The organism is Janibacter sp. UYMM211 (assembly GCF_040547045.1).
Classification (GTDB): Bacteria; Actinomycetota; Actinomycetes; order Actinomycetales; family Dermatophilaceae; genus Marihabitans; species Marihabitans melonis.
This window is the reverse complement of the sequence record NZ_JBEPOY010000001.1, coordinates 1,007,213-1,029,674: the sequence shown is the minus strand read 5'-3', so window position 1 is coordinate 1,029,674 and position 22,462 is coordinate 1,007,213. Positions and strand designations below refer to the sequence as shown.

Here is a 22,462-nt window from a genome sequence, read left to right as displayed (position 1 = left end):
TGATCTCACAGGAAGGCGCCGTGATGGATCGAGGGTGGTCACGTCGCCGGACGGCGATCGCTGCATGCCTCGTGGTGGTCATGGCGCTCGGTGCGGCGGCCCTCGTCACGAACCGTCCGGGTTCGCGCGACCTGGTTGTGGCATATGTCGACGCGATCGCCAGAGGTGACGTGGCTACGGCCAACGAGCTCGCACCCGACGGGGTGCGAGGCGCCCTCCCCTCGGCGACCTCGACCCGGGGTGCGTCGCCGATGCAGGTGGTCTCCGTCGACGACGACGGGGTGGGCGTCGTGACCGACGAAGGGGGTGCAGGTCCCGACCTCCTCTCGTACGGCGTGCGTTACGCCGTCGATGACCGGACCTACCGCCGGGAGGTGCAGGTGACCAGGGACGGGGGGTGGGTGTCGGGGGAGTGGCGAATCCGCGGCTCGCTCGCCCAGCGCGCCGACGTGGCTCTCGACTCGGCGATCGACCACGTCGACATGAGACTCGGTGGCCTCACGACGAAGGTGACCCAGGAGGCCCCTCCCGTCGTGCTGTACCCGGGCGCCTACGAGGTGCGTCTGGGCGGCGGACGGATGATGACCTTCGGCACCCGCGAGGTGGTCGTCGCCGACGAGCCGGTCGACCTCGACGTCTACGCCACGAACGACGCGCTCGGCCCTGCCGCGATGACGGCGGCCCGTGACGCGGCCAAGGACGCTCTGACGAGCTGTCTGTCGGGCGGCGGCACGGTCGTCGCCTGCGACGGCGGCGCGATCTCTCAGAGCGGTGACGAGCTCGGGTCGTCGCCGACGTAGGAGCTGTCGGGCGCGGTGGTTGCCACGCCCGACCCGACGATCGACCTCCGGTACGAGGTCACGGCGACCGTCGTCGCCCGAGGTAGCGAGGGATCCGGCGCTGTCGCCGAGGAGCGCTTCACCTGGGACGGGGACGTGTACCTGAGCGACATCACCTCCGACGACGCCACGACGACGGCGCGATGGTTCAGCTCGACGTCACGGCGCTGAGCGCCGGAGCCCCGAGTTCCCACTCGGCCACGGTGCGGCAGCCGTGGTTGGCATACCGCTGCAGCGAGATCCGCTCGGCCCGGCATCGGGCCGGCAGGCTCGCACCGAGCGCGGCCCGGGTGGAGTCGACGGTGACGCCGACGGCGAGCTGGTCGACGGTGAGGTGCGGGACGGGCTCGTAGCGCCCGCCGTACGGCAGGCACCGCGGGAAGGCCGAGACCAGCTCGGCAGTCAGCGCGGCGAAGGGGGCCGCCGGGTCAGGCCTGAGGTAGACCGTGCCGTCCGGGAAGACCCCCAGCTCCTCGAGCACGAACTCGAACGACGACGTCCGCGACGCGATCTGCCCGACGGCCTCGATGTCAGCCCTCGTCGGCGTGACGACCCACGGCGCGAGCAGGGTGATGTGGGCGTGGACGAAGGTGGCGTCGGTGGACACGAAGGAGTCGTCGTACTGACGGGTCCGCTCGACGACGAAGTCCTCGAGCTGCGGCACCGGCACGACGAGCACGTGATGCCCGCGGGCCGCTCCAGGCGCCCCACCGCCCGGCCTCTGACCGTCGTCACCGCGCATGCCGCGACAGTAGGCGACGCGGCCCCTGGAGCAGCTCGAGACCTCCGTCGCCCCACCACGACAGACGAAGGCCCGGCCGTCACGAGACGACCGGGCCCTCACCTGCTCACGACGTCACACGAGGTCGAAGCGGTCCGCCTCCATGACCTTCGTCCACGCCGCGACGAAGTCCTGCGCGAGCTTCCCCTTCGCGTCCTCGCTCGCGTACACCTCCGAGAGGGCACGCAGCTGCGAGTTCGACCCGAAGACGAGGTCGACGCCGGTGGCCGTCCACTTCTTCTCGCCGCTCGCGGCGTCGCGGATCTCGTAGACCCCGTCGCCGGTCTTCACCCACTCGGCGCCGGGGGCCAGCAGGTTCGCGAAGAAGTCGCTGCTCAGCACGCCCGGCCGGTCGGTGAGCACGCCGTGCTCGGACCCGCCGTGGTTGGCGCCGAGGACGCGCAGACCGCCGACGAGCGCGGTCATCTCCGGCGCGCCGAGGCCGAGCATGTACGCCCGCTCGACGAGCAGCTTCTCCGCCGGCACCGGCAGGCCCTCGCGCAGGTAGTTGCGGAAGCCGTCGGCCCGGGGCTCGAGCACCGCGAAGGAGTCGACGTCGGTCTGCTCCTGCGTCGCATCGGTGCGACCGGGGTGGAAGGGGACCTCGACGGGCTGGCCGCCGTCGGCCGCCGCCTTCTCCACCGCGGCCGAGCCGGCGAGCACGATCAGGTCGGCGAGGGAGACCTGGGCTCCCCCCTTCGCGTTGAAGTCGCCGCGGATCGACTCGAGACGCTCGAGGACGCCGGAGAGCTGCTCGGGCTGGTTGACCTCCCAGCTGCGCTGCGGCTCGAGACGGATGCGGGCGCCGTTCGCCCCGCCGCGCTTGTCGGTGGTGCGGAAGCTCGCGGCCGCGGCCCACGCCGTCGAGACGAGCTCGGCGACGGACAGCCCGGAGTCGAGCACGGCCTTCTTCAGCTCCGCGACGTCCGCGTCGCCGACGAGCTCGCCCTCGACCGCGGGCACCGGGTCCTGCCACGGCTGCGCCTCCGGGACCCACGGGCCGAGGTAGCGCTCGACGGGACCCATGTCGCGGTGGAGCAGCTTGTACCAGGCCTTGGCGAAGGCGAGGCGGAACTCCTCGGGGTTCTCGAGGAAGCGCCGCGAGATGGCCTCGTACGTCGGGTCGACGCGCAGCGCGAGGTCGGAGGTGAGCATCGTCGGGCGGTGCTTCTTGTCAGGGTCGAAGGCGTCCGGGATGATCTCGTCGTCGGTCTTGGCGACCCACTGATTCGCGCCTGCGGGCGACTTCGTCAGCTCCCACTCGTAGCCGAAGAGGATCTCGAAGTACCGGTTGCTCCACTGCGTCGGCACGTCGGTCCACGTGACCTCGAGGCCCGAGGTGATCGCGTCACCAGCCTTGCCCGACCCGTACGAGCTCTTCCAGCCCAGGCCCTGCTGCTCGGTGGGCGCACCCTCCGGCTCCGGGCCGACGTGGTCGCCGTCGCCGGCGCCGTGGGTCTTGCCGAAGGTGTGACCGCCGGCGATGAGGGCGACGGTCTCCTCGTCGTTCATCGCCATCCGCGCGAAGGTCTCGCGGATGTCGCGGGCCGAGGCGGCCGGGTCGGGGTTGCCGTTGGGACCCTCGGGGTTGACGTAGATCAGGCCCATCTGGACCGCGCCGAGCGACTCCTCGAGGGTGCGCTCACCGCTGTACCGCTCGTCGCCGAGCCACGTGTCCTCAGGACCCCAGAAGACCTCCTCGGGCTCCCACACGTCCTCGCGCCCGAAGGCGAAGCCGAAGGTCTCGAAGCCCATGTCCTCGAGCGCGACGTTGCCGGCGAGGACGATGAGGTCGGCCCACGAGATCTGCTGGCCGTACTTCTGCTTGACCGGCCACAGCAGGCGGCGGGCCTTGTCGAGGTTGGCGTTGTCCGGCCAGGAGTTGAGCGGGGCGAAGCGCTGCCCGCCGTCACCGGCGCCGCCGCGGCCGTCGTAGATGCGGTAGGTGCCGGCGGAGTGCCAGCTCATCCGGATGAAGAGACCGCCGTAGTGACCGAAGTCAGCCGGCCACCAGTCCTGCGAGCTGTGGAGCACCTCGACGACATCGGCCTTGAGCGCCTCGACGTCGAGCCCGGCGAAGGCCTCGGCGTAGTCGAAGTCGGCGCCGAGCGGGTTGCCCTTCGGCGAGTGCGCGTGGAGCACCGACAGGTCGAGCGCGTCGGGCCACCAGTCCTGGATCGTGCGGGGGCGTCCGCCGGTCTTGGGCTCCGGCGAGTCGATGACGGGGTTCTCGCTCTCGGACCCCTGCGCGGTCGCGGAGTCGTGCATGACCGGGCAACCTGCCTCGGCCTTGCGGTCCACTCCCTGCGGGCTCTGGGCGACGTCGTTGTCCTGGTTGTCGGTCATGCGTCGATCATGGGGGCTTATCTGGAATCGGTCAAGACTGGCTTTCGGTCGTGGTGCCGTGCTAGGCGGGGCGGTGGCGGACGTCGCGAAGGGGGTGCAGGAGAGGGGGCGAAGGGGGTGTCGGGGCTGGGCCGGGCGGCCGGCTCGGTCCCCCTTCGCCCGGTTTGCCCGAACTGCCCACGCGATGTCGGTCCCCGGGTCTAGCGTGACGACCGGAACTCGGGGGAGGGACACGATGGGATCAGCTGACGCACGTGCGGGGGAGCAGGGAGCGGGCATGATGCTCGCGCTGCACGCGGCATTCCGGCGCGACCTGGGGCATCTCGCCCGGGCGGCCGAGGGGCTCACGAGACGGCCCGAGCGCCGGGCCGCGGTGGTGCGGGGGTGGGTCGCCTTCCGCGACGAGCTGCACCACCACCACACGGTCGAGGACACCTCGTTGTGGCCGGCGGTGCGCCGGCGCACGAGCGCCTGCGCCGACGCCGAGGTGCTCGAGGCGATGGAGTGAGCACGGCATCGTCGACCCGCTCGTCGAGGTCGTCGACGCCAGTCTCAGCGCGCCGGCGGGGGCCGGCCCGCTCGACGGCAGCGATCTCGCCGCGGCCGTCGACGAGCTGCACCAGCAGCTGAGCCACCACCTGCGGCACGAGGAGCAGGACGCCCTGCCGCTCGCGCTGCGGGTGCTCACCGCGCAGGACTGGCACGCCAACAGCGCCACCGCGCGCAAGACGAAGGGGCTGAGGACGATCCCCGCCTTCCTGCCCTGGCTCACGGACGGCAGGACCGCCGAGGAGAGCGCGTCGACCCTCGCGCTCTTCCCTGGGCCGCTGCTCGCGCTCAACGGCCGTTTCTTCGAGCCGCGCTACCGGCGCCAGGACCGCTGGCTGTGACCGCCACGCGTTAGCCTCTGGGGCGTGACCGCGACGCCCCCTGCACCGCCCCCGACACCGGGCCCGATGCGGCAGTGGCGCGAGGAGCTCATGGACCTCGGCGGGCCGAACACGCTCGTCTGGCCGCGCCGCGACACCTCCGAGGTCGTCACGCTCACGCGCGCCCACCCGGGCGGCGTCGCCATGCTGCTCGCCGGTCGCACGGTGCGGCTCGGCGACCTCGTCCGCGAGACCGAGTCACGTCTGGCGGCGCAGCGCGCAGCCGCCCGTCTGCGGGCCCGCGCCGACGTCATGGCCGAGGAGCACGGGCTGAGCACCTGCTTCCTCGCGATGGGGACCGCGACCTGGCACACCAAGGACGAGGCCCGCCGTCCAGCCGCCCCCGTGATCCTGCGCCGCGTCGACCTCGAGCCGACCGAGCTCGACGGCGACATGCGGCTGCACTTCGTCGCCGATGTCGAGCTCAACCCCGCGCTCGTCGCGGCGCTGCGCACCCGGATCGGCAACCCCGGCGCCCTCACCCGCACCCTCGACCGAGGACGCGACACCGGGCGTGGGGGCTTCAACCCCGAGCCGGTCTACGCCGCGCTCTCGGCGCTGTGCGCCCAGGTGCCGGGCTTCGAGATCACGCCGTCGCTCAGCCTCGGCGCCTACCCCTACGGCAAGGCGGAGGCGATCTCCGACCTCGCCGCCGTCGAGGAGGCCGTCACCGCGCACCCGGTCGTCACCCGGCTCGTCGGCGACGCGCCCGCAGAGCAGCCCACCCCGCCCGACCCGCGCGAGAGCCGCCGCGCGCCCGAAGGGGTCGACCGCAGCGTCTTCGACCTGCCGGAGGACCAGCAGGGCGCGCTCGACCGGGTCGCCGCGGGTGAGGACCTCTTCGTCGAGGCGCCCCCCGGTGTCGACGCCGCCCGCTTCGTCGCCGCGCTCGTCGCGCAGTGCGCGGGCGACCAGCGTCGCGTCCTCGTCGTCTGCGAGAAGACCGGCGCCCTGAGCGCGGTCCGCGAGCGCCTCGACGACGTCGGCCTGGCCGATCTCGCCCTGCACATCACCGACCCGACCGCGCCGGTCGACCCGCACGTCATCACGCAGCGGTGGCCCGAGCCGGACCCGCAGCGCGAAGGGGACGCCCGCGCCAGCCGTCGTGACGCCGCGCTCGCCGCCTCCGTCCTCGACGGGCACGCGCAGGCCGTGCACCTCGCCCGTGAGCCGTGGGGCGTGAGCATCGCCGACGCCCACGACCACGTCGTCGCGCTCTCCGCCGCGAAGTCGCCCCCGCGCTCGCGCGCGCGCCTGCCCCGCGCGGTGCTCGCCCGGCTCGACCTCGACGCCATGGAGGGCGCGGCCGAGACCGTCGAGCGGGTCGCCGCGGCCTTCGGCTGGGAGCGCCGCAGCGCGGCCTCGCCGTGGTGGCGGGGCCGGGTGGCGGGCGACGACGACGTGCGGCGCGTCGAGGACACGATCACCACCCTGCTCGAGCACGACCTCGCGGCGCTCGAGACGACGATGGCCGAGGTCTTCCGCGACATCACCGAGCCGGTCGCCCAGTCGCCGGGCGACCACGGGCGCTTCCTCTCCGCCGTCGAGCGGATCCGCGACACCCTCGACGTCTTCCGGCCCGAGCTCTTCGACGCGCCCATCGACCCGCTCATCGACGCGACCGGCGGGGCGCCCGGGCTCGGGATGCTCGAGCGGCGCCGTCTCGTGCGCCAGGCCCGCGCCCACCTTCGCCCTGGGCGTCCGCCCGAGGACCTGCATGCTGCGCTCCTCGCCGCGCAGGAGCAGCGCCAGGCCTGGGCCGCCCTCGTCGGCGGCGGCGGCCGGCCCCGCATCCCCGCGACCATCGACGACGCGCACCGCGCCTACGAGCGGGTGCACTCCGCTCTGGAGTCGGTCGAGGCCGCCGCGCCCCCGGCGGACGGGCACCTCGTCGACCTGCCGACCGACGAGCTGCGCTCGCGGCTGTCGGCCCTGCGGCGCGACCACGCCGGCGCGGTCGCCGCGTCGGGGACCCGGGCCGACCTCGACGCCCTCGACGACCTGGGTCTCGGTGAGGTCGTCGACGACCTCGCCACCCGCCGCGTGCCCCGCCCCGCTGTAGGCGACGAGCTGCGCTACGTGTGGTGGATGTCGGTGCTCGCGGAGATCGGCCAGGTCGACAAGCGGTACGGGGCGGTGGCCGGCTCCGACCTCGACGCCGCGCTCTCCGACTTCGTCGTCGCGGACGCCGCGACCGTGCGGGCGAACGCCTACGACCTGGCCGCCGAGCAGCGCCGCCGCTACCGCGAGACCGCCCGCGGGCACCGGCGCATGGCCCATGCCGTCGCCCACGCCGCGGCCGGACGCGGCCCGGGCGCCCCGCGCTGGTACGACGCGGTGAGCACGTGGGGCGACCTGCTGCGCGCGGCAGCACCCTGCTGGATGACGAGCCCGCTCGCCGTCGGCCTGCTCCTGCCCCCCGAGGAGCGCTTCGACGTCGTCGTCGTCGACGACGCGAGCCGGACCACCCTCGCCCGCACCGCCTCTGCGCTCGCCCGGGGCGGCCAGGTGGTCGTCGTCGGCGACACGACCCAGCAGCGACCGGGCACCTGGACGACCGACCCCGCCGTCGTGCCGCCGGCGCCGACCGCGCCCGGTCTGGCCGACGTCGCCGAGGACCGGCTGCCGGTGGTCCACCTTCGCACGAGCGGTGACCCACGGCCCTGGCTCCCGTCGGCCCGCGAGCGGGGCGTCGTCCACACCCCGTCGCCCACCGGCGACCCCACCCCGCGGCTGCGCCGCGTGGACTCCGACACCGCTGGTGCCGAGGTCGAGCTCGTCGCCGCCCTCGTCGCCGAGGCGCTCGCCGACCCGTCGAGCTCGCTCGGCGTCGTCACCTTCGACGAGGCGCACGCGGCCGCGATCCGATCCGCCGTCGCCGACCAGCTCCGCGCCCGTCCGGAGCTCGCCGCCGCGGCGGCCGCGCTGCCCGCCCCCTTCGTCGTCAAGCCGGTGCTGCGCTGGCAGCGCGAGCAGCGCGACCGCGTCGTCGTGAGCGTCGGACCGGTCTCCGCGCCGGGCTCCGGTGCGCCGTCGACCGGTGCGACCGCGGCGCTCATGGCCCCCGGGGGCGACCGTCTCGTCGCGACCGCGCTCACCCGTGGCCGCCACCAGGTCGACTGGGTCACCGGTCTGCGGGCCGCCGGTCTCGCGGGTGCGCCGACGACCTCCGGCGTCGAGGCGCTGCGCCACGTGCTCGTCGAGCTCGAGGACGACCCCACGCCGGTCGCGGGCACCCCGCGGGTGGAGCCCGGTCCGCTCGTCGTCGGCTTCGTCGAGCGGCTGCGCTCGGCCGGGCTCGAGGTCGAGCTCGGTGTCGGGCAGGCCGGTCACCGTGTCGACATCGCCGTGGGCGACCCCGACTACCCGGGCTACCAGCTCGCGGTGAGCATCGACGGCCCCGAGTACGCGACCCGGGCCGGAGCCCGGCAGCGCGACCGGATCCTGCCCAGCGAGCTCACGGCGCTGGGGTGGCGGCACGTGCGGCTGTGGGCGACCGACATCTTCGCCGACCCGGCCCGCCAGGAGGCGAAGGTCCTGCGCGCCCTGCACCAGGCCTGCCTCGAGATCGACCGGGAGCGCGGGCGATGAGCGAGCAGCCGACCCCGCGTCCTCGGCGCAACCGTCGCGCGACCCACCCCGGCACCTCGGAGGCGGCCCGGGCCGCCAGCGAGCAGGCTGACGAGCGCCCGCGTCGCCGTCCGGCGGCGACCTCCGGTGACGAGCCGACGGCCGGTGACGAGCGGGAGCGCTGGCTGCTCGAGCAGCGCCCGCCGCACTGGGGCTGACCCGGGCACGACGACGGGGTGAGGGCCGGCCGGCCCTCACCCCGTCGTCGTCGCGGCTGTGGCGGCCGCGGTGGTGCGATCAGATCTTGCCGCGACCGGCGCGCAGCTCGTCGCGGATCTCGCGGAGGAGCTCGATGTCCTCAGCGGTCGTCTCCGCCTCCTGGGCCACGAAGCGCTCGCGCATCCGCTGGTAGGGCTGGATGACGACGAAGTAGACGATCGCAGCGATCATGACGAAGGCGATGACGGCGTTGATGAAGGGGCCGACGGGGACCCCGCCGATGGTGATGTCACCGACGGTGGGCGGTCCGCCGAAGATCTTGCTGATGGTGGCCAGCAGCAGCTTGGTGAACTCGGTGACCACGAGCGCGAACGCACTGGCGATGATCAGACCGGTGGCGATCTCGACGAGATTGCCCCGCATGAGGAAGTCCTTGAAACCCTTCATGACGAGCCGTCCTTCACAGGGGTAGGGGTGACGGTGCGGGAGCGCACCTTCGGACCAAGGATGGAAGTTCCCCGGCCCCACCTGCAACATCAGCACCCCCTCGGCGTGGCGCGCTCCCAGATCACCCCCCTCGGGTCGTGAGGACGAAGCCCGTCGCGGCGTCTGCGCCGAGCGCGTCGACGACGTCACCGGCGGCGGCGACGGGGAGCGACACGACGGCGGTGGGCTCGGGGACGGCGGCGAGGTCGTCCGTCGTCGACGGGATGGCGACCACGGTGGCACCGGTCGCCACGGGCTCGCGGCGGCCGGGCCGGTAGACGTCCACCCGGTCACCGACGGTCAGCGATCGCGCCGCACCGAGGAGGGGGAGGGTGACGAGCCGGCGGCCGCGTCCTGCGGACGCGGGGTCCCGGCCGAGGATCCGGGCGGGGGTGATGACCTCGCCGGGGCCGATGGCGACGGTGGCCATCCGGCCCACGGCCTCGTCGGGTCTGGTCAGCGCACCGTCGGGGGCTGCGGACCGCGGCAGGTCGACGACGGCCACGGCCTCGGCGAGCACCTCGGTGCCGGGCGGGACGTGGGCGCTCGCGACGAGGACGGCGCGGGTGGGCTCGGGTGCCTGCTGACCGAGAGCCAGCGTGAGCGCTAGGCAGAGGGCGGCGGCCGCGACGAGGCGACGCGCGACCCGTCGTCGCCACGCGGGGCGGCGGCCCGGTCCGAAGAGCGAGGGCAGCTGGGTCGCGAGGAGGTCGGCCATGCCGGTGACGCTAGGCAGCGTCGCCGGTGCCGCCCAGGCGTCAGGCCGAGGGTGTGGAGGAGGTGCTCGTGCTCGAGGTGCTTGTGGACGACGCGCTCGAGGAGGAGGTCGACGACGTGCTCGACGAGTCCGAGCTGCTGCTCGTGGACTCGCTGCTCGTGCTGCTCGACGTCGCGCTGGAGGAGCTCGACGACCCCGAGCTCGAGCCGTTGGCCGCGCGGGAGTCGTTGCGGTAGAAGCCGCCGCCCTTGAAGACGACGCCGACCGAGCCGAACTTCTTGCGCAGGGTGCCACCGCACTCGGGGCACTGCGTCAGGGCGTCGTCGCTGAAGGACTGGACCGCGTCGAAGGCGTGGCCGCAGTCGGCGCACGCGTAGGCATAGGTAGGCACGAGTCCCAAGTATAAGAAGTGCGAAGGGGTGCCCCTTACCACGTCCACCACGGCCCCCCCTCGCCGAAGCCCGCTCGTGGTCCGCGAGACCCGGTCGTCGCCGGCCCGCGAGGAGCGGGCCTCACGGACGACGAGCGGTGCTCGGCGTGCTGGGGGTGCGGGGGCGGGGTGGGGCGGGCGGGGTGCGGGGGCTGGATGGGAGGAGCGGGTCAGGGGGAGGGGCGGTGCCAGCCGGCGAGGCGGCCGTCGCGGCTCACGGCGCGCAGGCGGCGCTCGACGTCGCGGCGCAGGCCTCGGCCGCACACGACGAGCAGCTGGTCGCCGGCGCGCACGAGGGTCTGCGACCCGGGCACGAAGGACTCGCCGTCGCGGACGACGAGGGAGACGTTCGCCCCCTTCGGCAGCCGCAGCTCGAAGACCCGGACGCCGTGCATCCGCGAGCCCTCGCCGACGCTCACCTCGACGAGGTCGGCGCCCAGCCTCTCCAGCGGCTCGGACTCGACCATGACGTCCGTCGCGAGCGCCACCTCGGTCACCCCCAGCCGGCGGGCCACCCACGGCAGGGTCGGTGCCTGGATGAGCGTGAAGAGCACGACGAGCACGAAGACGAGGTCGAAGACCCAGTCGACACCGCGCGCCCCGATCGTCACCGGCACGGTGGCGAGCACGACGGGGACGGCCCCGCGAAGCCCGGCCCACGACAAGAAGGCCTGGTCGCGCCAGGGGACGCCGAAGGGGGTGAGCGACACGATCACCGACAGCGGGCGGGCGACGAGGAGCAGTGCGAAGCCCAGGAGCAGCGCCGCGGGCACCTGCTCGAGCAGCGTGCTCGGCGAGGCGAGCAAGCCGAGCATGACGAAGAGCCCGATCTGCGCGAGCCAGCCCACCGACTCGGCGAAGCCGAGCATCGCCGCCCGGTGCGGCATCGTCATGTTGCCCATGACGAGCGAGGCGAGGTAGCAGGCGATGAAGCCAGAGGTGTGCGCGCTCACGGCGACCGAGTACGCGAGCACCGACACGGCGATGACCCCGATGGAGAAGAGCCCCGACGTCACCGAGGCGGTCCGCCGCACGAGCTGCCCGCCGAGGTAGCCGACGACGATCCCGACGATCCCGCCGCCGACGAGCTCGAGCGTCGCGGTGAGCCCGAGCAGCCACCACGGCTCGGCGTGCGCCGGGTCGGCGGCGCGCGCCGACAGCGCGACGACGAGGATGACGACCGGCGCGTCGTTGAAGCCCGACTCGGCCTCGAGCATCCCCGACAGCCGCCGGGGCAGCGGGACGCGCCGCAGCACGGAGAAGACGGCGGCGGCGTCGGTCGAGCTGACGACCGCCGCGATGAGCATCGCGATGTGCCAGTCGAGCCCGAGCAGCCAGTGCGCGCAGACGGCGGTGACGAGCACCGACACGACGACCCCGACCGTCGACAGCGCGGCCGCCGGGGCGACGGATCTGCGGATCGCCGACCACCTCGTCGTCAGCCCGCCCTCGGTGAGGATGAGCACGAGCGCGGCGTAGCCGAGCACCTGCCCGACCGCGTCGGACTCGAAGTCGATGCCGATGACCCCTTCGCCGAGGACGAGCCCGATGGCGAGGTAGATGAGCAGGGTCGGCAGTCCCGACCGGGCGGTGGCCCGCACGGCGGCGATGCACACGACGAGGACGCCGGAGGCGACGAGGAGCACACGTGCGAGGTCCTGAGGGTCCCAGCCCGTCCCACCTGCGCTCGCCAGCACCGCTCACCTCCGCCTCGTCCGGTCGTTAGTCTCGCAGGGTGCCATCGCTCGCCTCCCTCCGGCGCGGCCTGCTCATCGCAGCGGCCGTCGTCCTCGTCGTCGTCCTCGCGCTCTCCGTCCTCGCCTGGATGCAGGTGAGCCGGACCCAGCCGAAGACCTCCGGCACCCTGCAGATCAGCGGGCTCAGCGCGCCGGTCACCGTGGTCCGCGACGACCGCGGCGTGCCCGACATCTACGCCGACACGCTCGGCGACCTCATGCGGGCGCAGGGCTACGTCCATGCGCAGGACCGCTTCTTCGAGATGGACCTGCGTCGGCACATCACCGCCGGTCGCCTCGCCGAGATGGTCGGCGAGCCCGGCGTCGAGACCGACCGGGTCATCCGCACGATGGGCTGGCGCCGCGTCGCCGAGGCCGAGCTGCCGATGCTCGAGCCGAGCACCCGCCAGGCGCTGCAGGAGTACGCCGAGGGCGTCAACGCGTGGATCTCCGACCAGGGCGAGCCGGGCGACATGGCGCTCGAGTACACCGTGCTCGGCCAGCAGAACCCCGACTACCGCGTCGAGCAGTGGTCGGCCGTCGACTCCCTCGCGTGGCTCAAGGCGATGGCCTGGGACCTGCGCGGCAACTACGACGAGGAGCTCACCCGGGCCCGCCTGTCCGGCGTCGTCTCCGAGTCGATGCTCGCTGACCTCTTCCCGCCCTACGACTCCGAGAGCCACCAGCCGATCCTCTCGCCCGACGAGTGGCCGGCGACGAGCCGCAGCGGCGGCGCGACCTCCGCCGGCGGCGCCCAGAGCGTCGCCCCCGCGGCCACCCCTTCGTCCGGTCCGTCGTCCACCCCCTCGCCGAAGGGGGAGCCCGCCGGCTCCTCGACGCCGGAGCCCGAGCTCTCCGACGACGAGACCCGTCGGGTCCTCGCGTCGACCCAGCAGGCCGTCGACACCGTGCCCCAGCTGCTCGGCCAGGGCGAGGGGATCGGCTCGAACTCCTGGGTCGTCAGCGGCGAGCGCTCCTCGACGGGCAAGCCGCTGCTCGCCAACGACCCGCACCTCGGCATCTCGATGCCGGGCATCTGGTACCAGGTCGGGCTGCACTGCCGCGAGGTCACCGCCCAGTGCCCGCTCGAGGTGAGCGGTTACTCCTTCGCCGGTCTGCCCGGTGTCGTCATCGGGCACAACGCCGACATCGCGTGGGGCTTCACCAACCTCGGACCCGATGTCACCGACTTCTACCTCGAGCTCGTCGACGACGACTCCGGCCGCTACACCCGCGACGGCAAGCAGGTCCCGCTCACCACGCGCCGCGAGGTCATCAAGGTCGCCGGCGGCGACGACGTCGAGCTCACCGTGCGCTCGACGACGCACGGCCCGATCATGTCCGACGTCCTGCCCGGCGTCGCCGAGGCCGGCGAGCGGGGCGACGACGGGGGCGGCACGGGCGACCAGGCCGTCTCGCTCGCGTGGACCGCGCTCACCCCGAGCACGACGGCCGACGCGATCTTCGCGCTCAACACGGCGAAGGACTGGGACGAGTTCCGCGAGGCGGCCCGTGACTTCTCCGTGCCGAGCCAAAACCTCGTCTACGCGGACACCGAGGGCAACATCGGCTACCAGGCGCCCGGCGCGATCCCGATCCGCCGCGACCGCGGCACGGGCATCACCCCCGGCGAGCTGCCGGCGCCCGGGTGGGACAGCCGCTACGACTGGCAGGGCTTCGTCGACTTCGAGGACCTGCCGTGGGTGCTCAACCCCGACGACGGCGTCGTCGTCACGGCCAACCAGATGGTCACCGAGCGCCGCACGCCCTACCTCACCTCTGACTGGGACTACGGCTACCGGGCCCAGCGCATCCTCGACCTGCTGACGAGCGAGGAGGAGGTGACGCCCGAGAAGATGCTGCGCATCCAGGACGACAGCCGCAACGAGTTCGCCCCGACGCTCGTGCCGCACCTCATGCGGATCACGCTCGACGACCCCTTCGTCACCGAGGCCCGCGACCTGCTCGCCGAGTGGGACTACACCCAGCCGGCGGGGCCGGGCGAGGACAGCGCGGCGGCCGCGTACTTCAACGCCGTGTGGTCCAACGTCGTGCGCCTCACCTTCAACGACGACCTGCCGACCGACCTGCAGGCCAGCGGCGGCTCGACCCAGATGCAGTCCGTGACGGCCCTGCTCGACACGCCGCGCTCGGGCTGGTGGGACAACAAGCTCACCCCGGGCCTCGTCGAGGGGCGTGACGAGATCCTGCGCCAGGCGATGGTCGACGCGCGCCTCGAGCTGACGAAGCGGCTCGGCAAGGAGCCGGTCGACTGGCAGTGGGGCCAGCTGCACACCGCCGACTTCGAGCACCAGGTGCTCGGCGGCGAGGGCGTGCCCGGGCCGGTCCGCGCGCTCTTCAACCGCGGCGGCTACGAGGTCGCCGGCGGCAGCTCGATCGTCAACGCGACGTCGTGGGACGCGTCGAAGGGGTACGAGGTCACCGCCGCGCCGTCGATGCGGATGGTCGTCGACCTCGGTGACCTCGACGCGTCGCGCTGGGTCAACCAGACCGGGCAGAGCGGTCGCCCCTTCAGCGACCACTACACCGACCAGGCCGAGGCGTGGGCGCGCGGCGAGACCTACCCGTGGGGCTTCAGCGAGTCGGCCGTCCAGGACGCGAAGGACGACGAGCTCACCCTCGAGCCGAAGAAGGAGTGACCCCCTCGGCGGTGAGTACCGCGCTCACCGGCCGGTCGTGGGGCTCGGCGGGCAGGGGCTCGTCGGTGCGCTCACCAGGGTGGAGGAGCAGGACGACCGGGGCCTGCGGCGAGAGCCGGGCGAGCGCCCGGTCGTAGCTGCCCCCGCCCTGGCCGAGCCGGGTGCCGAAGGGGTCGGCCGCCAGCCCCGGGACGAGGGCGAGGTCGGCGTGCGACGGTGCGACCAGGCCGAGCGGGGTGCGCTCGGGGTCGGTGACGTCGCACCAGTCGAGGTCGAGGTCGGGCAGCGTGAGGGGCACGAGCACCCGCCAGCCCGCGGCGACGAGCGCGCGGTTGAGCTCACCGGTGGGCGGCTCGTGAGGCAGGGACTCGTACGACAGGGCGAGGGGTCCCCCTTCGCCGTCGGCACTCTGCTGGGAGGCGATGTCCTCGGCCAGGTCGAGGACGTGGCGGGCGAGCGCCGAGGCGTCCTCGGCGAGGTCCCGGGCGGCGACGACGGCCCGGCGGCGGGCGCGCAGAGCGGCCCTCAGCTCGCGCTTCGCGGCAACCGTGGACGGGCTCTGCCCGGGACCCTCCTGCGTCACCTGCCTCATCGTAGGGTGGGCGCCATGACCCCTGAGGCGCTGGAGCTGTCGCTGGAGAAGATGCGTGACCAGGGGGTCGACCGGCGGGCGATCGCGGTCTTCGAGGCGTACTGGCACCAGCTCGCCGAGGGCGCGCAGGGCGTCATCCCCGAGGACACGATCGAGCCGATGGGCGACCTGCCCGAGCTCGCCGACCTCGACGTCAGCGACGACGAGCGACGCGAGGCGCTGCAGCGCGTGGCCGTCGTCAAGCTCAACGGCGGGCTCGGCACGAGCATGGGCATGTCCGGGCCCAAGACCGCGCTCGTGGCGCTCGAGGGCCTGACCTTCCTCGACATCATCGCCCGGCAGATCATCGCCCTCGGCGAGCGCTACGGGGTGCGCCCGCCGCTGCTGCTCATGAACTCCTTCCGCACCCACGAGCAGTCCCTCGAGCTGCTCGAGCAGTACCCGCAGCTGCGCGAGCAGCCGCTGCCCCTCGACTTCATCCAGAGCCGCGAGCCGAAGCTGCGCGCCGACGACCTCGCCCCGGTGGAGTGGCCGGCCGACCCCTCCCTCGAGTGGTGCCCGCCCGGCCACGGCGACGTCTACGTCGCGCTCGCCGCGTCGGGGATCCTCGCCCAGATGCAGGAGCAGGGGATCAAGTACGTCTTCCTCTCCAACGCCGACAACCTCGGCGCGAGCTGCGACCCCGACATCGCCGCGTGGCTGCTGCGCGAGGACGTCCCCTACGCCGCCGAGGTGACGACCCGCACGGCGAACGACCGCAAGGGCGGCCACCTCGCGATCCGCAAGGAGGACGGGCGGCTCATCCTGCGCGACACCGCGATGGTCGCCGACGGCGAGGACCACTACTTCCAGGACAACCGTCGCCACCAGTGGTTCCACACGAACAACCTCTGGGTGAGCGTCGACGCGCTCGCCGAGCGGATGGAGGCCAGCGACGGCGTCCTCGGCCTGCCGATCGTCATCAACCGCAAGACCGTCGACCCCACCGACAAGACCTCGACGAAGGTCATCCAGGTCGAGTCGGCGATGGGCACGGCGATCGAGCGCTTCGAGGGCAGCCAGGCGATCCGCGTGCCGCGCAGCCGATTCCGGCCTGTCAAGACGACGAACGAGCTGCTCCTGCTGCGCAGCGACCTCTTCGAGCTCGACGACGACATGCTCGTGCGCGGTCTCAGCGACCAGCCCGACCCGGCGATCGACCTCGACGACCACTACAAGTACATCGCCGACTTCGACCGGCTGCTGCCGCACGGCTCGCCCTCGCTCGCGGGCTGCTCCTCCTTCGCCGTGCACGGCGAGGTGACCTTCGGGTCCGACGTCACCTGCGAGGGCGACGTCGAGGTCGTCGCCGACGGCGCGGCCGAGGTGCCCGACGGCACCCACCTGCAGGGTCGGCACGAGCTGACGTGACGCGGCTGGTCAGCCGGCTGCGCCGCCGCCCCGCCGAGCCGGTGCGCTGGCCGGTGCGGCTCGCCGCGCAGACCGCCGCGGGCGAGCGGGTGCTGCTGCGCCCCCTTCGCCCCGGTGACGAGGGCGAGTTCCTCGGCGCCCGCGCGGCCAACGCGACGTGGCTCGGCCCGTGGGACGCGACCTCGCCGCTGCCCTCGCCCCCGCGCGTCGCCTTCCGCGAGTACCTCGGCCGGCTCGAGGCGGACGCGCGACGGGGGACCGCCCTGCCCTTCGTGCTCGAGGTGGACCGTCAGATCGTCGGCCAGCTCAACGTCAGCTCGATCGTCCTGGGCTCTTTCCGCTCCTGCACGATGGGCTACTGGGTCATCCACGACGTCGCCGGGCGCGGGCTCATGCCGGCCGCGGTCGCGCTCGCCGGTGACCACGTGCTGCGCGACGTCGGCCTGCACCGCGTCGAGATCAACATCCGCCCGGAGAACTCCGCCTCGCTCGCCGTCGTGCGCAAGCTCGGGCTGCGCGACGAGGGCCTGCGCCGGCGCTACCTGCACATCGACGGCGACTGGCGCGACCACCGCAGCTTCGCCATCACGTCCGAGGAGCTCGAGCCCGCCGGCCTCCTCGGCCGCGTCGGCGCCCGCCGCGTCCCCGCCCGCTGAGGCGCTTGCTGGTTGAGGTGCAAGCGCCCGCGAGCCTCGAAACCGCCCCTCGCTGGTGGTCTCGAGGCTCCTTCGTCGCACCTCGACCAGCAAAGGCTCCATCGCTGGTCGAGGTGGTCTCGAGGCTCCTTCGTCGCACCTCGACCAGCCATGAAGTCCTTCGGTGGTTGAGGTGCGAGCGCCAGCGAGCCTCGAAACCACACACGCACCACGATTCACAGCAGGCAACATCCGCGACACACCGGATGGCCTGACCGACGAGCGCCCTTGCCCTCCATAGTGTTCGGATCGTGCAGTCGAGCAGCCTCATCTTCGTGGTCGTCGTCGCGATCTGGGCTGCGTATCTCGTGCAGTACTGGGTGCGCCGCCGTGATCACCTCGCGACCGTCCGTTCCGTCGACCGGTTCTCCGCCGCCATGCGTGTCCTCGACTCGCACCGGCTGAGCCAGACCGAGGAGCCCGCGCGCTCCTACGCGGTCTCGCCCGCCCGCGCGGCGCGACCCGAGGTCGTCGTCAAGCGCACCGTCACCGTCCCGGAGGCCCCCGTGCCCGAGCCCGAGCTCGAGGACGAGGGGTCAGGCCGTCTCGCGGTCGTCTCCGCCGTCGTCGACGCCCCCCGTCAGGTCCGCGGTCTGGCCTTCCTCGGGCACCTCGTCCTGCTGCCGATCGCCTTCCTCTTCTCCGCCTTCGGCTCGCTGCCGTGGCTCGTCACCGGTCTGCTGCTCGTCGGCCTGCTCGGCTCCTTCGGGTGGCTGCGCCAGGACGTCAAGGCCGCCGAGGCGCGTCGCCGCGAGGAGCACCTCGCCCGTCGCCGCTCCCGTGAGGCCGCCGCCCCCGTGCGTCGCCCGGCCCCCCGCCGCGCTCCCGTGCACGCCGAGACCACGACCGAGGTCGTCGTCGACGAGCCCGAGCGGGCCGTCGCCGAGGCCGCCGTGCCGCAGACCGTCGCGACGGACGCCCCCTTCGACGTCTCCGCGCCGGTCGAGGCCGCTCCCGCCGAGCCCGCCGATGTCGAGGCGCCCGCAGCGGTCGTCGACGACCGCGAGGGCACGTGGGAGCCGGTGCCGGTCCCGCGCCCGACCTACACGATGAAGGCCCGTGCGGGCGCCCGTCCGGTCGTCGAGGACGCCCCGGCCGAGGACACCCCGCAGGTCCTCGACGCGATCGACGACGACGTCGTCGCCCCGCAGCGAGCCGTCGGCAGCTGACCCCCCGCCGTCACGCACGAGTGGCCGCTACGCACCTCGCGTAGCGGCCACTCGTCTGTCTCCACCCTTCGTCCCCACCTGCGGGGGCGAAGGGGGCATCCCTCACGTGTCGTAGGGGCCGCGATCACCGGGCTCGATGCGGGCCATCTCCTCGCTCTCGTCGACGTCCTCCTCGACCTCCGCCTGCTCCGCGGGCGTGATGAGGTCCTCCGGCTCGTCGACGCCAGGCGGCTCCGGGTCGAGCAGGTGGTGCCCGACGGCGTTGAGCACCGCGATGAGCGGCACGGCGACGAGCGCGCCGAAGATGCCGCCGACGACGACACCGGCGGCGATGCCGAGGATGACGGCGAGCGGGTGCACGCGGACCGCGCGGCCGAGGAGCAGCGGCTGGAGCAGGTGCGCCTCGACCTGCTGCACGACGACGACCACGCCGAGCATGATGAGCGCGACGACGGGGCCCTTCGCGACGAGCGCGAGGACGACGGCGATGAAGCCGGAGAGCAGCGCCCCGATGACGGGGATGAAGGCGCCGAGGAAGACGAGCAGCCCGATGCCGGAGGCGAAGGGGACGCCGAGCACCAGCGCGCCGAGGCCGATGCCGAGCGCGTCGACGGCCGCGACGAGGATCGTCGCCCGGGTGAAGGCCTGCAGCTGGCCCCATGCGATGCGGCCGCCGGAGATGGCCTTCGCGCGCACGGTGCGGGGGAAGAGGCGCACGACCCAGCCCCAGATCTGCGGGCCGTCGTAGAGGAAGAAGAAGAGGGCGAACATCGTGATCGCCGCGCCGGCCAGCAGGTGCCCGACGGTGAGGCCGGCCTGCGCGGCCCGCGTCCCGATCTCGCTCTGACCGAGGCTCTCGCGGGCCCGGTCGAGGTAACCGGTGAGCTCGTTGTTGCTGAGGTTGAAGGTCGTGAGGACCCACGTGCGGATCTGGTCGACACCCTGGCCGACCTGCCCGACGAGGTCCGGCAGCTGGGCGGCGAACTGGTTGACGACGAAGCTGAAGAGCCCGACGATCACGGCCAGCGTGCCGAGGACGGTGATGATCGCGGCGAGCCCGCGCGGCATGAAGGAGGCGAGCCGGCGGAAGAGCGGCTCGAGCAGCGCCGCGAGGAGGATCGCGACGATGATCGGGTAGGTCACCTCGGAGAGGAAGCCGACGAGGTAGATCAGCGCGGCGATGCCGGCGGCGATGAGCAGCAGACGCCACGTCCACTCGCTCGCGGCACGCACGAGCGGAGGCACGTGGCTGCGGTCGGCCTCGGCCGTCGCGTCTGCGGGGACCTCGACGACGAGCGGTCGCGGGGGAGGTCCGGCCTGGCGCTCACGGGCCGTGACGACGGCCTCGGTGATGCGGTCGCGCAGCGAGCGGGTGGCGTCGGTCTCGTCCGTCTGGGCGGGATCCGGCTCGTGGTCCGTGGGCATGGACGTCCTTGCCGAAGGGGGAGGCGCGAGCGCCCTGACCGACGGAGCCTAGCCGTTTGGACCGGGCCCGGACGCTGGGTTATCGTTGCCGCTGCACCTGGGGCTGTGGCGCAGTTGGTAGCGCGTCTCGTTCGCAATGAGAAGGTCAGGGGTTCGAATCCCCTCAGCTCCACCAGCGTGAGACCCCGGCCGGGATCGGCCGGGGTCTTCGTCGTCTCCGGGGCGCTGACTTGGCGGACGGGCAGCCCTACGACCGGACGTGCATCCGCTCGCCCTGGGGTCCGAAGATCGCGAGCACCTCGGCGGGCGCAGGCCCGGGGTTGCCGATCCAGTGCGGGGTGCGGGTGTCGAACTCCACCACCTCGCCCGGCTCGAGCATCAGGTCTCGCGTGCCGAGCAGCAGGCGGATCCGGCCGTTGAGGACGTAGAGCCACTCGTAGCCCTCGTGGGTCTGCAGCGTCGGGGCCGGGTCGGTCTCGACGGGCATGACCATCTTGAAGGACTGCAGCCCGCCCGGCCGCCGGGTCAGCGAGATGAAGGTCCGGCCGTGCCGGACGACCGGCTTGGAGCGGATGCGCGGGTCGCCGGTCTCGGGGGCGTCGACGAGCTCGTCGAGGGCGACCCGGTGGGCGCGGGCCAGGGGCAGCAGCAGCTCGAGGGTGGGCTTGCGCTGACCTGACTCCAGCCTCGACAGCGTGCTCACCGAGACGCCGGTCTCCTCGGCGAGATCGGTGAGGGTCGCCTCGCGCTCGAGGCGCAGCTGGCGCAGGCGGGGGCCGACCCCGCGGAGCACGTCGTCGTCGGTCATGCGGACTAGTTTGCCAGGACGGCAAGAATGTTTGTCAAAAGTGCGAGAGGGGTCGCACCATCGTCGACATGGACGAGAACCCCACCCCCCAGACCTACGACGTCGTCGTCATCGGCGGCGGTGCCGCCGGCCTCAGCGGCGCGATGGCGCTCGGCCGCTCGAAGCGCTCGGTCCTCGTGATCGACGCCGGCGAGCCCCGCAACGCCCCCGCCGCCCACGCCCACAACTACCTCGGACGCGAGGGGGTCTCCCCCTTCGAGCTGCTCGAGATCGGCCGTGCCGAGGTCGCCCAGTACGGGGTCGAGATCCTCTCCGACCGCGTCGTCGCCGTCTCCGGCGAGGTCGACGCCTTCCTCGTGACGACCGCGGGCGGCCGTCGGGTCATGGCCCGCCGTGTCCTCGTCACCGGCGGCGTCGTCGACGAGCTGCCCGACGTGCCCGGGCTCGCGCAGCGCTGGGGCGTCGACGTCCTGCACTGCCCGTACTGCCACGGCTGGGAGGTCCGCGACCGGCGGATCGCCGTGCTCGCGACCTCGCCCATGGCCGGCCACCAGGCACTGCTCTTCCGCCAGCTGAGCGACGACGTGGTCGTCGTCGTGCACGACGGCGTCGAGATCCCCGACGAGGAGCTCGAGCGCGTCGGCGCGATCGGGGTGCGGGTCCTCCACGGCACCCCTCAGGAGATCGTCTCCGAGGGTGACCGCCTCGTCGGCCTTCGCCTCGCCGACGGCACGCTCCTCGAGTGCGACGCGGTCGTCGTCGCCAGCAGGCCCCACGTGCGCACCGACTACCTGCGCCCTCTCGGCATCGAGGCGACCCCCTTCGAGATGCACGGGACCGAGCTCGGCTCGGTCATCGCCGTCGAGCCCACCGGCGCGACGAGCGTCCCCGGCGTCTTCGCCGCGGGCAACGCCACCGACATCGCGATGATCCTCGTCGCCTCCGCCGCCCACGGCGTCCGCGTCGGAGCCTGGATCAACGCCGAGCTCGCCACGGCGGACGCGACCCGGGCCGCGGCGCAGCGCCGGGAGGGCTTCTTCGAGCGGGATGCGTGGGAGGAGCGCTACTCGGGCGACCGCGTGTGGAGCGGCCGGGTCAACGCCCAGCTCGCCGCGGAGGCGCCGTCGCTCGCGCCCGGTCGCGCGCTCGAGATCGGCTGCGGCGAAGGGGGAGATGCCATCTGGCTCGCCGAGCAGGGCTGGCAGGTGACGGCCGTCGACTTCGCCGACGCCGCGCTCGCCCGCACCTCTGAGCACGCCGCCCAGGTCGGGGTCGGCGACCGCGTCGAGACCCGTCGCGTCGACGTGCGCACCTTCGAGCCGGACGGCGAGACGTGGGACCTCGTCACCTCGCACTTCTTCCACCTGCCCGACGGCGGCATGCCCGATGTCGTCCGTCGGCTGGCCTCGGCCGTCGCCCCCGGCGGCACCCTGCTCGTCGTCGGCCACCACCCCGGCGACCTCAGCACCGGTCTGCGCCACGGGCACGCGACCTTCATGTTCACCGCCGAGGAGCTGGCGCCCGCGCTGCCCGAGGGCTTCGAGGTCGAGGTGTGCGCGGCGCGACCGCGCACCCAGGCGCACCCCGAGACCGGCGAGGAGATCGCCGTGACCGACGCGGTGCTGCGCGCCCGCCGGGTGGGCTGACCC

General features: G+C 73.3%; 20 protein-coding genes and 1 tRNA gene. 12 read left to right on the top strand and 9 right to left on the bottom strand.

Features of this window, described 5'->3' with window-relative positions:
- The first annotated feature begins 251 nt into the window (after positions 1-251).
- A complete protein-coding gene (locus ABIB53_RS04750; protein ID WP_354587303.1) occupies positions 252-800 on the top strand; it encodes a hypothetical protein in 549 nt (182 codons plus the stop codon).
- Between the two features lie 15 nt (positions 801-815).
- Positions 816-1,010 (top strand): hypothetical protein, encoded by a 195-nt coding sequence (locus ABIB53_RS04745; protein WP_354587302.1) that lies wholly within the window; start codon positions 816-818, stop codon positions 1,008-1,010.
- Here the strand turns inward: ABIB53_RS04745 and ABIB53_RS04740 are convergent.
- Together ABIB53_RS04740 and katG are read right to left on the bottom strand one after the other, a co-directional pair.
- Positions 988-1,581: a 2'-5' RNA ligase family protein gene (locus tag ABIB53_RS04740; protein WP_354587301.1), complete on the bottom strand. Its 594-nt coding sequence runs from the start codon at positions 1,579-1,581 to the stop codon at positions 988-990. The two genes, ABIB53_RS04745 and ABIB53_RS04740, sit on opposite strands and share 23 nt — an antisense overlap.
- Before the next feature lie 114 nt (positions 1,582-1,695).
- Positions 1,696-3,966, bottom strand: a complete 2,271-nt coding sequence (katG, locus tag ABIB53_RS04735) for a catalase/peroxidase HPI (RefSeq protein WP_354587300.1) — start codon at positions 3,964-3,966, stop codon at positions 1,696-1,698.
- Between the two features lie 235 nt (positions 3,967-4,201).
- On the opposite strand from katG, the gene ABIB53_RS04730 reads away from it, so the two are divergent.
- From ABIB53_RS04730 to ABIB53_RS04715, 4 genes are all read left to right on the top strand, one after another.
- Entirely contained in the window at positions 4,202-4,474 is a 273-nt protein-coding gene (locus ABIB53_RS04730; protein WP_354587299.1) for a hemerythrin domain-containing protein, read from the top strand.
- Positions 4,475-4,646: 172 nt separating this feature from the next.
- A complete protein-coding gene (locus tag ABIB53_RS04725; protein ID WP_354587298.1) occupies positions 4,647-4,856 on the top strand; it encodes a hypothetical protein in 210 nt (69 codons plus the stop codon).
- Positions 4,857-4,880: 24 nt separating this feature from the next.
- Positions 4,881-8,486, top strand: a complete 3,606-nt coding sequence (locus ABIB53_RS04720) for a PDDEXK-like endonuclease domain-containing protein (RefSeq protein WP_354587297.1) — start codon at positions 4,881-4,883, stop codon at positions 8,484-8,486.
- A complete protein-coding gene (locus ABIB53_RS04715; protein WP_191680467.1) occupies positions 8,483-8,683 on the top strand; it encodes a hypothetical protein in 201 nt (66 codons plus the stop codon). Before ABIB53_RS04720 ends, ABIB53_RS04715 begins: the two co-directional genes overlap by 4 nt.
- A 79-nt stretch (positions 8,684-8,762) precedes the next feature.
- Here ABIB53_RS04715 and ABIB53_RS04710 read toward each other — a convergent pair whose 3' ends face one another.
- From ABIB53_RS04710 to ABIB53_RS04695, 4 genes are all read right to left on the bottom strand, one after another.
- Complete coding sequence (locus ABIB53_RS04710; protein ID WP_354587296.1) at positions 8,763-9,131, bottom strand: MscL family protein; 369 nt, start codon at positions 9,129-9,131, stop codon at positions 8,763-8,765.
- Between the two features lie 121 nt (positions 9,132-9,252).
- Positions 9,253-9,888, bottom strand: a complete 636-nt coding sequence (locus ABIB53_RS04705; protein WP_354587295.1) for an SAF domain-containing protein — start codon at positions 9,886-9,888, stop codon at positions 9,253-9,255.
- Positions 9,889-9,928: 40 nt separating this feature from the next.
- A complete protein-coding gene (locus ABIB53_RS04700; protein ID WP_354587293.1) occupies positions 9,929-10,279 on the bottom strand; it encodes an FmdB family zinc ribbon protein in 351 nt (116 codons plus the stop codon).
- Positions 10,280-10,488: 209 nt separating this feature from the next.
- A complete protein-coding gene (locus ABIB53_RS04695; protein WP_354587291.1) occupies positions 10,489-12,015 on the bottom strand; it encodes a potassium/proton antiporter in 1,527 nt (508 codons plus the stop codon).
- Between the two features lie 38 nt (positions 12,016-12,053).
- Between ABIB53_RS04695 and ABIB53_RS04690 the strand changes: the two genes are divergently transcribed.
- Positions 12,054-14,714 (top strand): penicillin acylase family protein, encoded by a 2,661-nt coding sequence (locus ABIB53_RS04690; RefSeq protein ID WP_354587290.1) that lies wholly within the window; start codon positions 12,054-12,056, stop codon positions 14,712-14,714.
- On the opposite strand, the gene ABIB53_RS04685 is transcribed toward ABIB53_RS04690, so the two are convergent.
- Positions 14,689-15,297 (bottom strand): 5-formyltetrahydrofolate cyclo-ligase, encoded by a 609-nt coding sequence (locus tag ABIB53_RS04685; RefSeq protein ID WP_354587289.1) that lies wholly within the window; start codon positions 15,295-15,297, stop codon positions 14,689-14,691. The genes ABIB53_RS04690 and ABIB53_RS04685 overlap by 26 nt on opposite strands.
- 24 nt (positions 15,298-15,321) lie before the next feature.
- Here ABIB53_RS04685 and ABIB53_RS04680 point away from each other — a divergent pair, with 24 nt between their 5' ends.
- From ABIB53_RS04680 to ABIB53_RS04670, 3 genes are all read left to right on the top strand, one after another.
- Positions 15,322-16,716, top strand: coding sequence for a UTP--glucose-1-phosphate uridylyltransferase (locus tag ABIB53_RS04680; protein WP_201467701.1), 1,395 nt, complete (start codon positions 15,322-15,324; stop codon positions 16,714-16,716).
- Entirely contained in the window at positions 16,713-17,372 is a 660-nt protein-coding gene (locus tag ABIB53_RS04675; RefSeq protein ID WP_354587287.1) for a GNAT family N-acetyltransferase, read from the top strand. Before ABIB53_RS04680 ends, ABIB53_RS04675 begins: the two co-directional genes overlap by 4 nt.
- A 290-nt stretch (positions 17,373-17,662) precedes the next feature.
- Positions 17,663-18,580: a SepX/GlpR family protein gene (locus ABIB53_RS04670; RefSeq protein ID WP_354587286.1), complete on the top strand. Its 918-nt coding sequence runs from the start codon at positions 17,663-17,665 to the stop codon at positions 18,578-18,580.
- Positions 18,581-18,682: 102 nt separating this feature from the next.
- Here ABIB53_RS04670 and ABIB53_RS04665 read toward each other — a convergent pair whose 3' ends face one another.
- Positions 18,683-20,005, bottom strand: a complete 1,323-nt coding sequence (locus tag ABIB53_RS04665; RefSeq protein ID WP_354587285.1) for an AI-2E family transporter — start codon at positions 20,003-20,005, stop codon at positions 18,683-18,685.
- Between the two features lie 99 nt (positions 20,006-20,104).
- On the opposite strand from ABIB53_RS04665, the gene ABIB53_RS04660 reads away from it, so the two are divergent.
- A tRNA-Ala gene (locus tag ABIB53_RS04660) sits at positions 20,105-20,180 on the top strand.
- Between the two features lie 72 nt (positions 20,181-20,252).
- Here the strand turns inward: ABIB53_RS04660 and ABIB53_RS04655 are convergent.
- Positions 20,253-20,813 (bottom strand): helix-turn-helix domain-containing protein, encoded by a 561-nt coding sequence (locus tag ABIB53_RS04655; protein ID WP_354587284.1) that lies wholly within the window; start codon positions 20,811-20,813, stop codon positions 20,253-20,255.
- Positions 20,814-20,881: 68 nt separating this feature from the next.
- On the opposite strand from ABIB53_RS04655, the gene ABIB53_RS04650 reads away from it, so the two are divergent.
- Positions 20,882-22,459 (top strand): FAD-dependent oxidoreductase, encoded by a 1,578-nt coding sequence (locus tag ABIB53_RS04650; RefSeq protein ID WP_354587283.1) that lies wholly within the window; start codon positions 20,882-20,884, stop codon positions 22,457-22,459.
- Positions 22,460-22,462: the final 3 nt, after the last annotated feature.

Coding starts and splice junctions, on each gene's coding strand:
- ABIB53_RS04730 (WP_354587299.1), top strand. CDS start 4,202: ATGGGATCAGCTGACGCACGTGCGGGGGAGCAGGGAGCGGGCATGATG.
- ABIB53_RS04740 (WP_354587301.1), bottom strand. CDS start 1,581: ATGCGCGGTGACGACGGTCAGAGGCCGGGCGGTGGGGCGCCTGGAGCG.
- katG (WP_354587300.1), bottom strand. CDS start 3,966: ATGACCGACAACCAGGACAACGACGTCGCCCAGAGCCCGCAGGGAGTG.
- ABIB53_RS04710 (WP_354587296.1), bottom strand. CDS start 9,131: ATGAAGGGTTTCAAGGACTTCCTCATGCGGGGCAATCTCGTCGAGATC.
- ABIB53_RS04715 (WP_191680467.1), top strand. CDS start 8,483: ATGAGCGAGCAGCCGACCCCGCGTCCTCGGCGCAACCGTCGCGCGACC.
- ABIB53_RS04705 (WP_354587295.1), bottom strand. CDS start 9,888: ATGGCCGACCTCCTCGCGACCCAGCTGCCCTCGCTCTTCGGACCGGGC.
- ABIB53_RS04665 (WP_354587285.1), bottom strand. CDS start 20,005: ATGCCCACGGACCACGAGCCGGATCCCGCCCAGACGGACGAGACCGAC.
- ABIB53_RS04650 (WP_354587283.1), top strand. CDS start 20,882: ATGGACGAGAACCCCACCCCCCAGACCTACGACGTCGTCGTCATCGGC.
- ABIB53_RS04680 (WP_201467701.1), top strand. CDS start 15,322: ATGACCCCTGAGGCGCTGGAGCTGTCGCTGGAGAAGATGCGTGACCAG.
- ABIB53_RS04750 (WP_354587303.1), top strand. CDS start 252: ATGCAGGTGGTCTCCGTCGACGACGACGGGGTGGGCGTCGTGACCGAC.
- ABIB53_RS04655 (WP_354587284.1), bottom strand. CDS start 20,813: ATGACCGACGACGACGTGCTCCGCGGGGTCGGCCCCCGCCTGCGCCAG.